The organism is Streptomyces sp. SID10853, assembly GCF_010548145.1.
Taxonomy (GTDB): domain Bacteria; phylum Actinomycetota; class Actinomycetes; order Streptomycetales; family Streptomycetaceae; genus Streptomyces.
This window is the reverse complement of sequence record NZ_JAAGLN010000169.1, coordinates 1-15,226: the sequence shown is the minus strand read 5'-3', so window position 1 is coordinate 15,226 and position 15,226 is coordinate 1. Positions and strand designations below refer to the sequence as shown.

General features: G+C 71.6%; 14 protein-coding genes and 2 pseudogenes. 7 read left to right on the top strand and 9 right to left on the bottom strand.

What is annotated here, in order from left to right; all coding sequences use genetic code 11:
• Positions 1-18: 18 nt before the first annotated feature.
• On the bottom strand, positions 19-966 hold the full coding sequence (locus G3I19_RS25930) for an ROK family protein (protein ID WP_164266124.1): 948 nt from the start codon (positions 964-966) through the stop codon (positions 19-21).
• Between the two features lie 71 nt (positions 967-1,037).
• On the opposite strand from G3I19_RS25930, the gene G3I19_RS25925 reads away from it, so the two are divergent.
• The 4 genes from G3I19_RS25925 (at position 1,038) to G3I19_RS25910 (ending at position 4,609) form a co-directional block, all read left to right on the top strand.
• Positions 1,038-1,826, top strand: coding sequence for a creatininase family protein (locus G3I19_RS25925; protein WP_164266123.1), 789 nt, complete (start codon positions 1,038-1,040; stop codon positions 1,824-1,826).
• 73 nt (positions 1,827-1,899) lie between these two features.
• A complete protein-coding gene (locus G3I19_RS25920) occupies positions 1,900-3,027 on the top strand; it encodes an enolase C-terminal domain-like protein (RefSeq protein ID WP_164266122.1) in 1,128 nt (375 codons plus the stop codon).
• The gene (locus G3I19_RS25915; RefSeq protein WP_164266121.1) at positions 3,024-3,437 is read left to right on the top strand and encodes a Rid family hydrolase; all 414 of its coding nucleotides are present in this window, start codon (positions 3,024-3,026) and stop codon (positions 3,435-3,437) included. Before G3I19_RS25920 ends, G3I19_RS25915 begins: the two co-directional genes overlap by 4 nt.
• Positions 3,438-3,568: 131 nt before the next feature.
• Positions 3,569-4,609 carry an aminotransferase class V-fold PLP-dependent enzyme gene (locus G3I19_RS25910; RefSeq protein WP_164266120.1) on the top strand — a complete coding sequence of 347 codons (1,041 nt, stop codon included), beginning with the start codon at positions 3,569-3,571 and terminating at the stop codon, positions 4,607-4,609.
• Positions 4,610-4,661: 52 nt separating this feature from the next.
• Here the strand turns inward: G3I19_RS25910 and thpD are convergent, their stop codons facing one another.
• From thpD to G3I19_RS25885, 5 genes are all read right to left on the bottom strand, one after another.
• On the bottom strand, positions 4,662-5,564 hold the full coding sequence (gene thpD / locus G3I19_RS25905) for an ectoine hydroxylase (protein WP_164266119.1): 903 nt from the start codon (positions 5,562-5,564) through the stop codon (positions 4,662-4,664).
• 6 nt (positions 5,565-5,570) lie between these two features.
• On the bottom strand, positions 5,571-5,969 hold the full coding sequence (locus G3I19_RS25900) for an ectoine synthase (protein ID WP_164266118.1): 399 nt from the start codon (positions 5,967-5,969) through the stop codon (positions 5,571-5,573).
• A 52-nt stretch (positions 5,970-6,021) separates the two neighbouring features.
• Complete coding sequence (ectB, locus tag G3I19_RS25895; protein ID WP_164266117.1) at positions 6,022-7,290, bottom strand: diaminobutyrate--2-oxoglutarate transaminase; 1,269 nt, start codon at positions 7,288-7,290, stop codon at positions 6,022-6,024.
• A 29-nt stretch (positions 7,291-7,319) separates the two neighbouring features.
• Positions 7,320-7,850, bottom strand: coding sequence for a diaminobutyrate acetyltransferase (gene ectA / locus G3I19_RS25890; RefSeq protein WP_164266116.1), 531 nt, complete (start codon positions 7,848-7,850; stop codon positions 7,320-7,322).
• Positions 7,851-8,321: 471 nt separating this feature from the next.
• Positions 8,322-9,440 carry an aminotransferase class V-fold PLP-dependent enzyme gene (locus G3I19_RS25885; RefSeq protein ID WP_164266115.1) on the bottom strand — a complete coding sequence of 373 codons (1,119 nt, stop codon included), beginning with the start codon at positions 9,438-9,440 and terminating at the stop codon, positions 8,322-8,324.
• Positions 9,441-9,543: 103 nt separating this feature from the next.
• Here G3I19_RS25885 and G3I19_RS25880 point away from each other — a divergent pair, with 103 nt between their 5' ends.
• Together G3I19_RS25880 and G3I19_RS25875 are read left to right on the top strand one after the other, a co-directional pair.
• The gene (locus G3I19_RS25880; RefSeq protein ID WP_164266114.1) at positions 9,544-10,638 is read left to right on the top strand and encodes an amidohydrolase family protein; all 1,095 of its coding nucleotides are present in this window, start codon (positions 9,544-9,546) and stop codon (positions 10,636-10,638) included.
• A gap of 367 nt (positions 10,639-11,005) precedes the next feature.
• Entirely contained in the window at positions 11,006-11,962 is a 957-nt protein-coding gene (locus G3I19_RS25875; RefSeq protein WP_164266113.1) for an SCO1860 family LAETG-anchored protein, read from the top strand.
• Between the two features lie 79 nt (positions 11,963-12,041).
• Here G3I19_RS25875 and cobC read toward each other — a convergent pair whose 3' ends face one another.
• Together cobC and G3I19_RS25865 are read right to left on the bottom strand one after the other, a co-directional pair.
• A complete protein-coding gene (cobC, locus tag G3I19_RS25870) occupies positions 12,042-13,115 on the bottom strand; it encodes an Rv2231c family pyridoxal phosphate-dependent protein CobC (protein WP_343235211.1) in 1,074 nt (357 codons plus the stop codon).
• Between the two features lie 127 nt (positions 13,116-13,242).
• Positions 13,243-13,614: pseudogene (locus tag G3I19_RS25865) on the bottom strand (cobalamin biosynthesis protein); the annotation flags it as partial.
• 166 nt (positions 13,615-13,780) lie between these two features.
• On the opposite strand from G3I19_RS25865, the gene G3I19_RS25860 reads away from it, so the two are divergent.
• Positions 13,781-14,503, top strand: a complete 723-nt coding sequence (locus G3I19_RS25860; protein WP_164266110.1) for a ZIP family metal transporter — start codon at positions 13,781-13,783, stop codon at positions 14,501-14,503.
• 89 nt (positions 14,504-14,592) lie between these two features.
• Here G3I19_RS25860 and G3I19_RS25855 read toward each other — a convergent pair.
• A pseudogene (locus G3I19_RS25855) lies at positions 14,593-15,226 on the bottom strand (cobyrinic acid a,c-diamide synthase); the annotation flags it as partial.

Below are 15,226 nucleotides of genomic sequence, written 5' to 3'. Positions count from 1 at the left end.
GCCCCGCGGCCCTGCTCCCTACAGATGCGACAGCACGAGACCGGCCCCGCCGAGCAGGGCCACATCGTCCACGGCAGCCGCACTGACCAGCACTCTCGGCTGTTCGGCGGCGCCCGAGGCCCCGTCGGCGCTGTCGGCGCGCAGCCGCTCCTCGATCAGCGTACGGAACCGCTCGCCGCCCTCCCGGGCCTCGCCGTGCAGCACGAACAGCCCCGGAGCGAAGAGCTGCTGCACATTGACCAGGCCCAGGGCCACGTTCCGCGCGTACTCCTCGGTCACCCGGCGGGCCGGCTCGTCCGTCCGCTCCACCAGCTCGGCCAGCGAGACCCCGTCGCCGAGACCGGCCGCCCGCGAGCGCTCCCGCAGCCAGCGGGTCGTGGCCACGGTCTTCCAGCAGCCGCGGCGCCCGCACGTGCACGGGGCGCCGCTGGCCGACACCGTCATATGGGCACCGCTGCGGCCGCCGGGCGGGGCCAGCACCTCACCGTCGTAGAGGATGCCCACGCCCAGCACCTCGCCGGTCGAGACCGACGCGAAGGTACGCCGCCCGCGCCCCGCGCCGAACCAGCGGTCACCGAGCACCTGGAGCCTGGCCCGGTGCTCCACCCGCACCCGCAGCCCGGTCAGCGCGCCCAGCCGCGCGGCCACCGGGTAGCCGTGCAGCGCGGGGACGTCGTTGACCTCGGTGATCAGGCCAGCGTCCGGATCGACCAGACCGGCGGCGGCCACGCCGACCCCGTCCGGATCGTGACCGGCGAAGACCCGCGCCGCCACGGCGAGCGCGGCGTCGATGTCACCCGGCGTCGCGGTACCCGCGTCGTACGCGGTCTCCGCCCGTTCCAGCACGGCGCCCGACAGCGTCAGGACGGCCGCGGTGATCCGGCCGGGCACCAGCTCGACCGCGCCGAGCGTCCGCCGGGCGCCGGGCGCGAAGGGGGCCGGAGCGGGCTCGGGCACCAACCGCAACGGAGAACGTCTCTGCACCATGCGCCGACTCTGCCACGGCGGAGTTTCGAGGAGGTAGCACTGTGAGCCAACTGCAACCCAGCCACCGGCAACCGGGCGGGCCGGCCCGGCTGACCGAACTGACCTGGGGCGAGGTGCGCGCGGCCGGTGCGCACGGCATCGCCCTGCTGCCCATCGGATCCCAGGAGCAGCACGCGGGACATCTGCCGATGGGCACCGACACCCTGCTCGCCGACGCGGTGGTCGACCGGGCCACCGCCCTGCTCGCCCGCGAACCGGACGCACCGGAACTGGTACGGCTGCCGACCCTGCCCTTCGGGCACAGCCCGCACCATCTGTTCGCCGCCGCCGTCTCGCTCTCTGCTGCCACCCTCGGCGCCGTACTGGACGACATCCTGGACTCCCTCGTGACCAGCGGATACCGCCGGATCATGGTGGTGAACGGGCACGGCGGCAACGACGAGATCATGCGCCTCGCCGTGAAGCGGTTCGCGCTGCGCTCCGCCGTGACCGTCGCCGCCTGCTCGTACTGGACCGTCACATCGGGCGCCGACGACGGGGGCAGGCCCGAGGTCACCCCCGGCCACGCCGGGTGGTTCGAGACCTCGCTGATGCTGGCGGCCCACCCGGACCTGGTCCGTACGCCGGTACCGGCCCGCGCCCCCGTCGAGCCCCCGCCGCTCTTCGACAGCCCGCCGTACCCGGGGCTGACCGTGGAACGGCACGGCGAGTGGGAGCGGGTGGGCGGCGCGACCGACGACGCGTCCGGCGCCGACGCGGAGCACGGCGCCCGGCTGCTCGACGACCGGGCCACCGGGCTGGCCCGCGCGGTCCGCGCCTTCGACGTGGCATCCCGCTGAACCAGGCAGACCCGCAGACCAGCAGATCCACAGACCCGCAGACCAGCAGACCCGAGGAGAGACAGAGAGAGCTATGAAGATCACCGATGTCGACGTGTGGGTTGTCAACCTTCCACTGGTCAATCCGTTCACCAGCTCCTTCGAGACCAAGACGGGGGAGACCCGCACGGTCGTCCGGATCCGGACCGACTCGGGTGTGGACGGCTGGGGCGAGACGATGTGGGGCCGCCCCGTCGCGGCGATCGTCGAAGCCCTCGCCGCCGACCTGATCGGCACCAGTCCCTTCGCGCTGGAGAGCTTCCACCGCAAGCAGCACATGGTGCCGTTCTTCCACGGTTACCTGGGTTACGCGGCCATCGCCGCCCTCGACGTGGCCTGCTGGGACGCGATGGGCAAGGCCACCGGGCAGTCCGTCACCGATCTGCTGGGCGGCCCGGTACGCGACGAGGTCCCCATCACCGCCCTGGTGACCCGCGCCGACGCGCCGGGCGTGGGCGCCGACGGGCTGCCGGAAGCGCTGGCCGAGCACACCGCACGGGTCGTCGCCGAAGGCGGCTTCGACGCGGTCAAGCTCAAGGGCACCAGGGACGTCGCGGGTGACGTGGCCATCCTGCGGGCGATCCGCACGGCCCTGCCCCGGGTGAACCTGCGGGTCGACCCGAACGCGGCCTGGTCGGTCCCCGACTCGGTACGCGCCGGAATCGCCCTGGAGGAGCTCGACCTGGAGTATCTGGAGGACCCCTGCGTCGGCATCGAGGGCATGAGCCAGGTGCACGCCAAGGTCCGCATCCCGCTCTGCACCAATATGTGCGTCGTCCGGTTCGAGGAGTTCGCCCCGGCGATCCGGCTGAACGCCGTCGACGTGATCCACGGCGACGTCTACAAATGGGGCGGCATCGCCGCGACGAAGGCGCTCGCCGCCCACTGCGAGACGTTCGGGCTGGGGATGAACCTGCACAGCGGCGGTGAACTGGGCATCGCGACCGCCGCCCATCTGGCCGTCGTGTCCAGCACCCCGGTCCTCTCCCGGGCCATCGACAGCATGTACTACCTGCACGCCGACGACATCATCGAGCCGCTGCACCTCGAAGGCGGCCGGCTGCGGGTGCCCACAGGACCCGGCCTCGGGGTGAGCGTCGACGAGGAGAAGCTGCGCCACTTCGCCGGGGTCAACGAGCGCGAAGGAGACCTGACCGGATGAGCCCGGCACACGAGCAGCACGAGGTCCGGCCCGGCAAGGAGGCCGTGCACAGCGCGCACGCGCCGCGTCCCGCCGGCGCCTACAGCCAGGGCGTACTGGCCGGAGGGTTCCTGTACACGGCGGGCTTCGGCCCGCAGGACCCGGTGACCGGAGAAGTGCCGGGCACCGTCGGGGAACAGACGGCGCAGGTGCTGCGCAATATCCGTTCGGTGCTGGCCGAACGCGCGCTCACCCTGGACGACGTGGTCAAGGTGACCGTGCATCTGGCCCACCTCCACCGGGACTTCGCCGCCTTCGACGCCGCGTACGGGGAGTTCTTCACAGCGCCCTGCCCGGTGCGCACCACGGTGGGCTCCGAGCTGATGGACATCCTGGTCGAGATCGACGTGGTGGCCCGGGCCGGGAACTGAGGCCGCCGCGCGCCCGGGACGGCGGTTCCGTCCGAACGTGCAGGCCAGGGCCGTTCCATAAGGACCACTTGGCGGCAGTCGGCGTGGTCGCGCCATGGACGGTGCGCGGCCGGGGCCGCAGAGTGGGGTGCATGGAGACTCTGGCAGGCGCCGAGTTCGCGCCCGAGATGACGTATCTGAACACTGCGAGCAGCGGTCTGCTGCCGGCCCGCACGGTCGCCGCGATGCACACCGCGGTGACGCGGGCGGCCGCGGGCAGGCCGACCGACATGTTCGCCGACGTGGAGGCGTCCCGGGCCTCCTTCGCCCGGCTCGCCGGAGTCCCGGCCGCCCGTGTCGCGGCCGGGGCTTCCGTCGCCGTCTACTGCGGACTGATCGCCGGCTCGCTGCCCGCGGGGGCCGAAGTCCTGGCCGCCGAGGGGGAGTTCAGCTCACTGGTGACCCCCTTCGTGGTACGCGGTGACCTCAAGGTGCGCTTCGTGCCGCTGGAGGCGCTGGCGGAATCGGTACGTCCGGGCACCGCGCTCGTCGCGGTGAGCGCGGTGCAGTCGGCCGACGGCCGGATGGCCGACCTCGCGGCGATCAGGACCGCGGCCCGTGCGCACGGCGCCCGCACCCTGGTGGACGCCTCGCAGTCGGTGGGCTGGCTCCCGCTCGACGCGACACAGGACGACTTCACCGTGGCCGTCGCCTTCAAATGGCTGTGCTGCCCACGCGGTGTCGGCTTCCTGGTGGTCCCCGAGGGCCTGGGCGGGGTGACACCCGTACTCGCCGGCTGGGTCGCGGGGGAGGAGCCCTGGGCCAGCTGCTACGGGCCGGTGGCCGAACTCGCCCACTCCGCACGGCGGTTCGACGAGAGCCCCAGCCTGTTCTCGTACGCAGGGGCGCGGCACTCCCTCGCCCTGATCGAGGAGCTGGGGCCCGCGGAGATCGGGCGCCACGACATCGCGCTCGCCGACCGCTTCAGGGCGGGGCTCGACCGGATCGGGCAGCGGCTGATCGCCGCTCCCGGGTCGGCGATCGTCTCGGCCCCTGGGCTCGGCCACCGGCGTGACGAGCTGAGCCGGGCGGGCGTCGAACTCTCCGACCGCGCGGGCAATCTGCGCGCCGCCTTCCACCTCTACAACTCACCGGCCGACGTCGACCGGCTCCTCGACGCGCTCTCCGGGTGATACGCGGGAGGGGGACGGCACCGTGTACCGTCCCCCTCCCGCGTACCTCAGATCACTTCACCGGAGTGAAGTCCCGTGCCCCGATGAACTCGGGGCGCCGGATCGGAGCCGAGAAGGGCTCCACCGCGGCGTTGTCCACGCTGTTGAACACGATGAAGACATTGCTGCGGGCGTACGGAGTGATGTTGTCACCCGAACCGTGCATGCAGTTGCAGTCGAACCAGGTGGCCGAACCGGCACGGCCCGTGAAGAGCTTGATGCCGTGCGCGTCCGCCATCCGCGTCAGCGCCTCGTCCGACGGGATGCCCGCGTCCTGCATCTGGAGCGACCGCTTGTAGTTGTCCTTCGGCGTCTCGCCCGCGCACCCCAGGAAGTGCTGGTGCGAACCCGGCATGATCATCAAGCCGCCGTTGGTGTCGAAGTTCTCGGTCAGCGCGATCGAGACCGAGACGGTCCGCATGTTCGCGAGACCGTCCTCCGCGTGCCACGTCTCGAAGTCCGAGTGCCAGTAGAAGCCGCTGGCGCCGAACCCCGGCTTGACGTTGATCCGGGACTGGTGGACATAGACGTCCGATCCCAGGATCTGCCGGGCCCGGTCCAGCAGCCGCTCGTCCCGCACCAGCTGTGCGAAGACCTCGCTGAGCTTGTGTACCTCGAATACCGACCGTACGTCCTGAGACTTCGGCTCGATGATGGAGCGCTCGTCGGCGCGGACGCCCGGGTCGGCGATCAGCCGGTCCAGTTCCGCGCGGTAGAGAGCAACTTCGTCGTCCGTGAGCAGCTCGCCCACGGTGAGGAACCCGTCCCGTTCGAAGCCCTGGAGCTCCGGCTGGGAGATGGGGCCCGTCGCGCCGGGCTGCGACCAGACCACCGGGTCCTGGCGGGGGGTGGTCACTTCACTCGCACCACGGGTGGGGTAGAGATCCGCCCGGATGTTGGACAGTACTTCGGTCATGGCTCTTCAGACCTCCTCGGTCAGCAGCGGGTAAACGCCGTTCTCATCGTGGTCCTCCCGTCCGGTGACCGGAGGGTTGAAGACACAGACACAGTGGAAATCGGTCTTCGGGCGCAGAGTGTGCTTCTCGTGCCCGTTGAGCAGGTACATGGTGCCGGGCTCGATCCAGTGGACCTCGCCCGTGTCGTCGTTGGTGAGCTCGGCCTCGCCCTTGGTGCAGAGCACGGCCTCGATGTGGTTGGCGTACCACATCGACGTCTCGGTTCCCGCGTAGAGAATCGTCTCGTGCAGGGAGAAGCCGACCTTCTCCTTGGCCAGCACGATGCGCTTGCTCTCCCAGGTCCCCGACGCGGACTTGATGTGCCGGTCGGTTCCCTCGACATCCTTGAATGAACGGACAATCACTGTGCGTGAGCCTTTCTGTGTAGCGGTCGCTGCGCGGAGAATGCGCTGCGTGTCAGGCGGTCTCGCGGACGGCGCGGGCCAGGATGCTCAGGCCCTCGTCCAGTTCTTCGGTGGAGACGGTCAGCGGCGGCAGGAGTTTGACGACCTCGCTCTCCGGACCCGAGGTCTCCAGGAGGAGCCCCAGCTCGAAGGCGCGGCGGCAGACGGCCGTGGCACGCGGCTTGTCCTCGAACTCGATGCCCCAGACGAGACCGCGGCCACGGAAGCTCACGCCCGTGCCGTCATTCTCCTCGACGAGGGCCAGGAGCGCGCGCTCGACCTGCTCGCCGCGGGCCAGCGTCTGCTTCTCCATCTGGCCGTCGGCCCAGTAGGTCTCCAGCGTGGCGGTGGCGGTGACGAACGCCGGGTTGTTGCCACGGAAGGTGCCGTTGTGCTCGCCCGGCTCCCACACGTCCAGCTCGCCCTTGAAGAGGCAGAGCGACATGGGCAGCCCGTAGCCGCTGATGGACTTCGACAGGGTGACGATGTCGGGCGTGATGCCCGCTTCCTCGAAGGAGAAGAAGCCGCCCGTGCGGCCGCAGCCCATCTGGATGTCGTCGACGATCAGCAGCATGTCCTGGCGGTGGCAGAGCTCCTGCAGCGCGCGGAGCCACTCGGCGCGTGCGACGTTGATGCCGCCCTCGCCCTGGACCGTCTCGACGATCACGGCGGCGGGCTTGTTGAGGCCCGACCCCTGGTCCTCCAGCAGGCGCTCGAACCACAGGAAGTCCGGGATCTGGCCGTCGAAGTAGTTGTCGAACGGCATCGGGGTGCCGTGCACCAGCGGGATACCGGCGCCGGCCCGCTTGAAGGCGTTGCCGGTCACGGCCAGCGCGCCGAGCGACATGCCGTGGAAGGCGTTGGTGAACGAGACGACGGACTCGCGGCCCTTGACCTTACGGGCCAGCTTCAGCGCCGACTCGACGGCGTTGGTGCCAGTCGGGCCCGGGAACATCACCTTGTACGGCAGGTCACGCGGGCGCAGGATCACATTCTGGAAGGACTCCAGGAAGGCGCGTTTGGCCGTGGTGGCCATGTCCAGGCCGTGGGTGATGCCGTCGCGCTCGATGTAGTCGATCAGCGCGCGTTTGATCACCGGGTTGTTGTGGCCGTAGTTGAGCGATCCGGCTCCGGCGAAGAAGTCGAGGTAGGTGTGGCCGTCCTCGTCGTGGAGGTAGCTGCCCTGGGCCCGGTCGAACACGGCCGGCCAGCTGCGGCAGTAACTGCGTACCTCCGACTCAAGGGTCTCGAAGACGCTCAGGGCGGGCGGGGTGATGGTCACAGCAAGTCTCCTGGGGTGAGGGATGTCAGTCAGGCCGAGACGGGGCTGATGCGGTACAGCACTTCCGGCTGGTGCGTCCCTTCGGGGAACAGCCCGCCGTCGAAGAGCACTTCACGTTCCACTGCCGCCCCGTGACGCTCTGCGAACGAGCGGAACAGGCGGTCGGACGCGGTGTTGTCCGGAGAAATGGTGGTTTCGAGCTCCCGGACCACTCCCCTGGCGGTGACCTTGGCGATCAGCGCGTCCAGCAGGACACCGGCGAGGCCCTGGCCGCGGTGCGCCTGGTCGACGGCCACCTGCCAGACGACGAGGGCTTCGGGACGGTCGGGACGGACGTATCCGGTGACGAAGCCGATGGGGTCACCGGCCGTGTCGCGCGCCACTACGGAGGTCGCTGCGAAGTCACGACACCACAGCAGGTAGCTGTACGAGGAGTTGAGGTCCAGCACCTCGGAGTCGCGGGCGATACGCCAGATCGCGGCCCCGTCCTCCACTCGTGGGGTGTCTATCTCCTGGAATTCACTACGGGCACGTACAAGGTCTTCTTGCGCGGCGGTCATGTAAGGGAAATTTACCCAGCAAATTCAAAAAATGCATTCTGGCGCAGGGTTGGCCAAAAGTGCTGTCCATGCTATCGCGCGGGCGCGGACCGAAGCTCACGCGGTCGCGAATATGGATGATTTGTCCCGGAATTATCGGGCAAAGCGACCGCCTTGTGGGGTCGGTCACATGTGCGTAACCTTCCTGAGGGGTGTCCGAAAACCGCTGGTGAGACCAGTTGAAAATCCTGCGTTTAGGGTCCGGGAAAGCGGGCAGAAGAATACAGAGCGCTGTACTGGTAAAAGCCGGAATTCTGCATTCTGCAATTCTTGAATGCACAGCTGTGCGCGACCGCTTGTGTGCGAGCCGTTACCGGACGCACACAATTGTGCTGCGCCGTACCTTGCTGCGCTGTGGCCGGTAGCCCCGGACCCGGAGTCCAGGCCTGGAGTCCAGTGTCCGGAGCGTCCAGGCCCGGAGCCGCCCAGGGCTCAGCCCCGCTGCCAGGCCTCCGACACCGCGGCCCGTGCGGCCTCCAGGTCCACGGCTGCGGCCGTACCGCTCGCCGCATCGCCCAGCGCGGCACCCAGTGCCGCCAGCGAGGAGTGGACCACGCCCTGAGTGGCGTCGGGGCCGTAGTGGTTGATCCGCACCATCTCCCCGGCCAGCGCCCCGCCGCCCGCGATCAGCGGCAGCGTCGGGTCGCCCGCCAGCGCCTTCGCGACCAGCTCCGACGCGTCGACCCCGGCCGGGGTACGGAGCGTGGTGGCCACCGGAGCCGCGTCCCGTGCCTCGTGCACGAAGGGCGTCAGCCCGCCACCCAGGGCGAGCGCACCGGCCCGGGTCGCCGCCGCGGCCCGCGCGTGCCGGTCCATCACCGCGGGGAGGCCCTCCGACTCGATCCGCTCCAGACAGGCGCCGAGCGCCAGCATCTCCAGCTGGGCGGGCGCGTGCGGCAGCGCGGTGCGGCCGGTGTCGATCCAGCGCTCCTTCCAGTCGAGGAGCGAGAGGTACGAACGGCGCGGGGCCTGCGGGTTCTCCGCGAACCGCTGCCAGGCCCGCTCACTCACGGACACCGCGGACACCCCGGCGGGGCCGCCCATCGCCTTCTGCGCGCCGATCACACAGAGGTCCACGCCCCAGACGTCAGGCAGCAGCGGCTCGGCGCCCACCGATGCGACCGCGTCCAGCATGAAGAGCGCGCCGTGCGCCCGCACCACCTCGCCGATCTCCGCGACCGGGTTGGTGTTGCCGGTCGCCGCCTCCGCGTGGACCAGCGAGACGAAGTCGATCTCCGGGCGGGCGGCGAGCGCGTCGCGCACCTGGGCAGCGGTGACCGCCGTGTGGAACGGCACGGCCAGGTCGACCACGGTGACCCCGCAGTCGCGCAGCCAGTTGCCGAAGGTCTGGCCGTAGGGGCCGGTGATCACATTGAGCGCGGTGGAGCCCGGCCGGGCACCGGAGCGGATACACCCCTCCAGCGGCAGCAGCGCCTCCCCCTGGGTGATCACGACGTCCTGCCGGGTGGAGAGCAGCGAGGTCGTCTGCCGCTCGATCGCGGCGAAGTGCGCGGGGGTGAGCGGGGCGAGGTCCAGGAAGGGGTGCGTCACGGTGGTGCTCTCTTCGCGAGTTCGTTCGGGCTGCCGGTCCGATGGTACTGAGCGGGGCCCCGGCCCCTCCCGCCCGGCGCCGTCCCGTCGTTAGGCTCGCCGTATGAGCGATCACGGCGATCACACGGTGCTGCATGTGAAGGGGCGGGTGCTGGTCGGGCCCGACGACGTCAGGGACGAGCTGTGGGTGGTCGGCGGGCGGATCACCTACGTACGCCCCGCCGCTGAGGCCGTCACCGTGCGGGGCTGGGTGCTGCCCGGGCTGGTCGACGCGCACTGCCACATCGGGCTCGACGCGCACGGTGCGGTCGACCGGGCGACCAGCGAGCAGCAGGCGCTCGGCGAACGGGAGGCGGGGGCGCTGCTGCTGCGTGACGCGGGATCCCCGTCCGACACCCGGTGGATCGACGGCCGCCCCGACCTCCCGAAGATCATCCGGGCGGGCCGGCACATCGCGCGCACCCGCCGGTACATCCGGAACTACGCGCATGAGATCGAGCCCGGGGACCTCGTCGAGTACGTGGCCAGGGAGGCCCGCAACGGCGACGGCTGGGTCAAACTCGTCGGCGACTGGATCGACCGGGACACCGGGGACCTGTCCGCCTGCTGGCCGCGCGGAGAGGTGGAGGCGGCGATCACCGAGGCGCACCGGCTCGGCGCCAGGGTCACCGCGCACTGCTTCGCCGAGGACTCGCTGCGCGACCTCGTGGAGGCCGGGATCGACTGCATCGAGCACGCCACCGGGCTGACCGATGAGACCGTGCCGCTCTTCGCCGAGCGGGGCGTCGCGATCGTGCCGACGCTGGTGAACATCGCGACCTTCCCGAAGCTCGCCGCGGGCGGCGACGCCAAGTATCCGCGCTGGTCGGCCCATATGAGGCGACTGCACGAGCGCCGCTACGACACCGTGCGGTCCGCCTACGATGCGGGGATCCCGGTCTATGTCGGCACGGACGCGGGCGGCTCGCTGCCGCACGGTCTGGTCGCCGAGGAGGCGGCGGAGCTGGTGAAGGCGGGCATCCCGGTGTCCGACGTGCTGTCGGCGGCGTCCTGGGGTGCCAGACAGTGGCTGGGCAGGCCGGGGCTCACCGAAGGGGCGCCGGGAGACCTCGTGGTGTACGCGCAGGACCCGCGGGAGGACGTACGGGTGCTGGGGGCGCCGCACCGGGTGGTCATCGACGGCCGTGCGGTGGCCTGAGGGGGCGGTGGTCCGGGGCGACGGCGGTGTGACCGGGCCGCGGGCACCGGTTGACGGTCCGCGGGGCGCCCGGTTGACCGGGCGTGACGTGTGGGGGCCGGCGCTCGTTGAGGCCCCTGGTGTGCGCCCCGCGGAGGCACCGGCGTACCACCCCTGAGCGGTGAAACAGGGTGTCCAGAGGAACGCGCGTGCCTCAGGATTCGAATGCAGACGCGGAAACGCCACTTTGGAGTGAACTCACGTCAGGTCGCTGACCGTTCACCCACAGTGCGTAAAGATTCCGGTGTCTCGGTCGCCGGCGCACCCACGAAGTCCCCGTGGGACGCGTCCCGGGCGACGTCATGTCTCTTGTGGGGGTTCCACCGTCTTGAACAGCAACACCTTCCGCATGCCCGCACGCCGTACGGCCGCCGTCCTCGTGGCCGCCGGGCTGACCGCGGGCCCCGCGGCGCTCCTCGCCGCCGCACCCGCGCAGGCGACCACCGGCAGTGCCGGAAAGGCGACGGCTGTCGTGCTCCGTACCGGGCTCGATGTCTCGCTGCTCAACAAGACCGTCGATGTGCCACTCACGGTCGCGCTCAACGAGGTACAGGCCCCGGCAAGCGCGGACAAGACCGCGCTGACCGCGAAGCTGGACGGGGTCGACAAGGGCCGTCCGTTCAGTCTGCTGCGCGCCGACGTCGCCACGGCCAGGGCGACGGCCGACCGGCACAAGGCGGAGGGGTACGCCAACGTCGCCCGCGCGGCCGTCCATGTCCCCGGGCTGCCGCTGCTGTCGCTGATCGAGGTCGAGAAGGTGACGTCGAAGGCGGTCTGCGAGGCCGGTGAGCGGCCGCACGCCGAGTCGAACGTACTCGGCCATGTGACCGTGCTCGGCAAGCGGATCACGCTCACCGCCGGTGGCACGACCCAGGTCCATGTGCCGGCCGTCGGCGATGTCACGCTCAACCTGTCGAAGACCAGCACCACATCCCGTACGGCCGCCGCCACCGCGCTCCAGCTCAAGGTGTCCGTGAACCCGCTGAAGCTGAACGTCGCGGATGTCCAGGGCGAGGTCACCCTCGCGCAGGCGACCTGTGAGTCGCCGAAGGCCGCGCCGCCGAGCCACCAGGGCGGGAGCCCGGCGAAGCCCACGCCCGCGACCGGGGTCGAGGAGCAGACCGTGGCGCACCCCAAGCCCGCGGCAGCCCCGGAGAAGGAGAACCTCGCGGAGACCGGGGGCAGTTCGGCGACTCCGTACATCGCGGGCGGCGCGGCGGCGCTGGTCCTGGCAGGCGGCGGCGCGCTCGCGCTGGCCCGCGGACGGAGCCGCAACAAGGGCTGACGCGGGGCAGAGGGGGGGGGAGGGGGCCGCACCGGACGAAGGGTGCGGCCTCCGGCCCATGTCCGGCCCGGCGCCGACGTCAGCCGGTGACTCCGCTCAGTGCCTGGTCGAGCGCCTGCAGGAACCGGTTGGTGGTCGCACGGTCCCGCACCGCGAGGCGCAGCCACTCGGGCCCGAGCCCCGGAAAGGTGTCACCGCGGCGGGCCGCGAAGCCCAGCCGGCGCAGCCGCTCCCGTACCTCGTCGGCACGCTCCATCCGGATCAGTACGAACGGACCCGCGGCCGGCTCCACCGCCCGTACCTCGTCGAACTCCGCGAGACCGGCCAGCAGATGGGCCCGGTCCGCGGCGATGGCGTGCGCGGCGAGCGCGGCCTCGGCGAGCGCGGGCGCCGCCGAACACGCCTCCGCCGCGGCCAGCGCCGGAGTGGACACCGGCCACAACGGCTGCGCACGCTCCAGCAGTTCCACGGTCTCCGGCTCGGCCAGCACATAGCCGATCCGCAGCCCCGCCAGCCCCCAGGTCTTGGTGAGGCTGCGCAGGACGATCAGGCCGGGGACATCCGTACGGTCAGCCAGCGACTCGCGCTCGTCGGGCACCGCGTCCATGAACGCCTCGTCGACCACGAGCAGCCGTCCCGGCGCCGCCAGCGAGGCGAGCGTCCCGGCCGGATGCAGCACGGACGTCGGGTTGGTCGGATTGCCGGCCACCACCAGGTCCGCGGTCTCGGGGACGGCCGCCGGATCCAGCCGGAAACCGTCGTCCGCGCGCAGCAGCACCCGCCGCACCGTGTGCCCGGCGTCGCGCAGCGCCGCCTCCGGTTCGGTGAACTGCGGATGCACGACCACGGGTCTGCGAACCGGAAGGGCGCGGGCGATCAGTACGAACGCCTCGGCGGCGCCCGCCGTCAGCAGGACCCGTTCGACCGGCAGCCCGTGTCTGGCGGCCACCGCGGCTCTCGCGGCCCGCCCGTCGGGATACGCGGCCAGGCCGCCGAGCGACCCCGCTATGTGGTCCCTGAGCCAGGGCGGGGGAGTACCCGCCCTGACATTGACCGCGAGGTCGGTGAGGCCGCCGGGACCGCAGTCCCGTACCTCCGCGTCGCCGTGGTGCCGCAGATCGTGGACGTCAGTGTGTGTGCGCATGACTGCCATGGTGGTGAAGGTGGTCCTCGCCGTCATCAGGGTGAAAGTGGGACTGTTGTGGAGGTCCCGGATCCGCCGGGCTGCCGGTGTCCGCCGTCAGGTGTCCGCGGTCGGGTCAAGGCGGCTCCGGTGCGCGCCGGCGCACCACCGCGCAGGTCGCCATCGCGGGCCGGCCGTGCGGCGCCGACTTCCGCTTCGGTACGAGCAGTTCGCCGCCGCCCGCGAGCGCGGCCGCCTCCGCGACCGACGCGGTGCCGACCGCGGCCCGCGCGGTGTCCGACGGATGCGGCACCTCGATCAGGGCGAGCGTGGCCGCGTTGTACGGATGCAGCGGCACCCCGAGCCGTACGGCCGCGGCGACCAGCCCCGGTTCGCCGGCTCTGACGTCCACGGTCGTCAGCTCGGCGACATCGAGCGGCGAGAGACCGGCGGCGCGCAGGACCTCCCCGATCAGCCCGAGCACCTCGTCGGCGCCGACCCCGGGGGAGGCCCCGACACCCACGACGAGCGGGCCCGCCGGGCCGTTGCGCGCTGTGGCTGTGGCTGTGGCTGTGGCTGTGGTCGTGGTCGTGGTCGTGGCCTCGGGATCGGGATCGGGAGTGGGATCGGGATCGGCTCCGGCTGATTCAGACGTTGACATGCGGGACCCCGGTGTCATGGGCTAGGCAGAGCCCATGGCGGTCTTCGTCGCGCTCGGCGCGTTCCTGATGACGCTGGTCGGTGGCTGGACCGCTCAGCGGGTCACCGACAAGCGCCATCTGGTGCTGGGCCTGGCGGGCGGCCTGATGCTCGGCGTGGTCGGTCTCGACCTGCTGCCCGAGGCGCTGCGCGCGGCGGGCGGCGAGATCTTCGGTGTGCCCGCGGCCCTGCTGCTGTTCGTCGGCGGGTTCCTCGTCGCCCACCTGGTGGAGCGGCTGCTCGCGGTGCGCCAGGCGGCGCACGGGGCGGCGGAGGAGCGGGTCCCCCAGGTCGGGCTGACGGCGGCGGCCGCGATGGTCGGCCACAGCCTGATGGACGGTGTCGCGATCGGCGCCGCCTTCCAGGTGGGCGACGGGATGGGCGCGGCCGTGGCCATCGCGGTGGTCACCCATGACTTCGCGGACGGCTTCAACACGTACACACTGACCAGCCTGTACGGGAACGCGCGCCGCAAGGCGATCGCCATGCTGGTCGCCGACGCGCTGGCTCCCGTGGTGGGCGCCGCTTCGACCCTGCTGTTCACTCTTCCGGAGCAGCCGCTCGGCTGCTATCTCGGCTTCTTCGGCGGCGTTCTGCTCTATCTCGCCGCCGCCGAGATCCTCCCCGAGGCGCACCACGAGCACCCGGCCCGCTCCACGCTGCTCTGCACCGTGGCCGGGGTCGCGTTCATCTGGCTGGTGGTGGGCATCGCGGGCTGACCGCCCGGGGACCGCCGGCAGACCGGGAACCGCCCGCGGACCGGGAACCGGCCTCCACGACCGCCCCGCTCCCCGCCCCGGCCCGTTGTTCACCCCGCGCACCCGTCGGTGAACCTGCGGGCGACCTCGGGCCGCGCGGCCCAGTGCGTGTGCAGATAGCTCGCGTGCACACCCTGCTGGACAAAACCCTCGACCCGGCGCTCCGGCTGGTGCACACCCCACGCGGGCGTGGCCCCCGCCCCGGGTTCGAGCACCGTGCGGTGGAACTCATGGGCGCGCAGCCGGGTCCCGGCCCGCGCCAGCGAGCTGTCCGACACGGCCACCGCGTCCCGGTAGCCCAGCGTCAGCCGCTCCGACATCCGGGCCTCGGCGTCCAGCACACCGCACATCGGGTGCCCGTCGAGCGAGCGCGACAGATAGAGCAGCCCGGCGCACTCGGCGGCGACCGGCGCGCCGGACACCGCCAGCTCCGCGACGGCCCGGCGCAGCGGCTCGTTGGCGGACAGCTCGGGCCCGTACACCTCGGGGAAACCGCCGCCTATGACGAGCGCGGCGGTGCCGTCGGGGAGCCGCTCGTCGTGCAGCGGGTCGAAGCCGACGACATCGGCGCCCGCCGCGGTGAGCAGCTCGGTGTGCTCGGCGTACGAGAAGGAGAACGCGGCCCCGCCCGCGACGGCGACGACGGGGCGGCCGGTACGGGCAGCGCCCGCACCGCCCCGGTCC

Coding starts and splice junctions, on each gene's coding strand:
- G3I19_RS25920 (WP_164266122.1), top strand. CDS start 1,900: ATGAAGATCACCGATGTCGACGTGTGGGTTGTCAACCTTCCACTGGTC.
- G3I19_RS25910 (WP_164266120.1), top strand. CDS start 3,569: ATGGAGACTCTGGCAGGCGCCGAGTTCGCGCCCGAGATGACGTATCTG.
- thpD (WP_164266119.1), bottom strand. CDS start 5,564: ATGACCGAAGTACTGTCCAACATCCGGGCGGATCTCTACCCCACCCGT.
- ectA (WP_164266116.1), bottom strand. CDS start 7,850: ATGACCGCCGCGCAAGAAGACCTTGTACGTGCCCGTAGTGAATTCCAG.
- G3I19_RS25860 (WP_164266110.1), top strand. CDS start 13,781: ATGGCGGTCTTCGTCGCGCTCGGCGCGTTCCTGATGACGCTGGTCGGT.
- cobC (WP_343235211.1), bottom strand. CDS start 13,115: ATGGCAGTCATGCGCACACACACTGACGTCCACGATCTGCGGCACCAC.
- G3I19_RS25880 (WP_164266114.1), top strand. CDS start 9,544: ATGAGCGATCACGGCGATCACACGGTGCTGCATGTGAAGGGGCGGGTG.
- G3I19_RS25915 (WP_164266121.1), top strand. CDS start 3,024: ATGAGCCCGGCACACGAGCAGCACGAGGTCCGGCCCGGCAAGGAGGCC.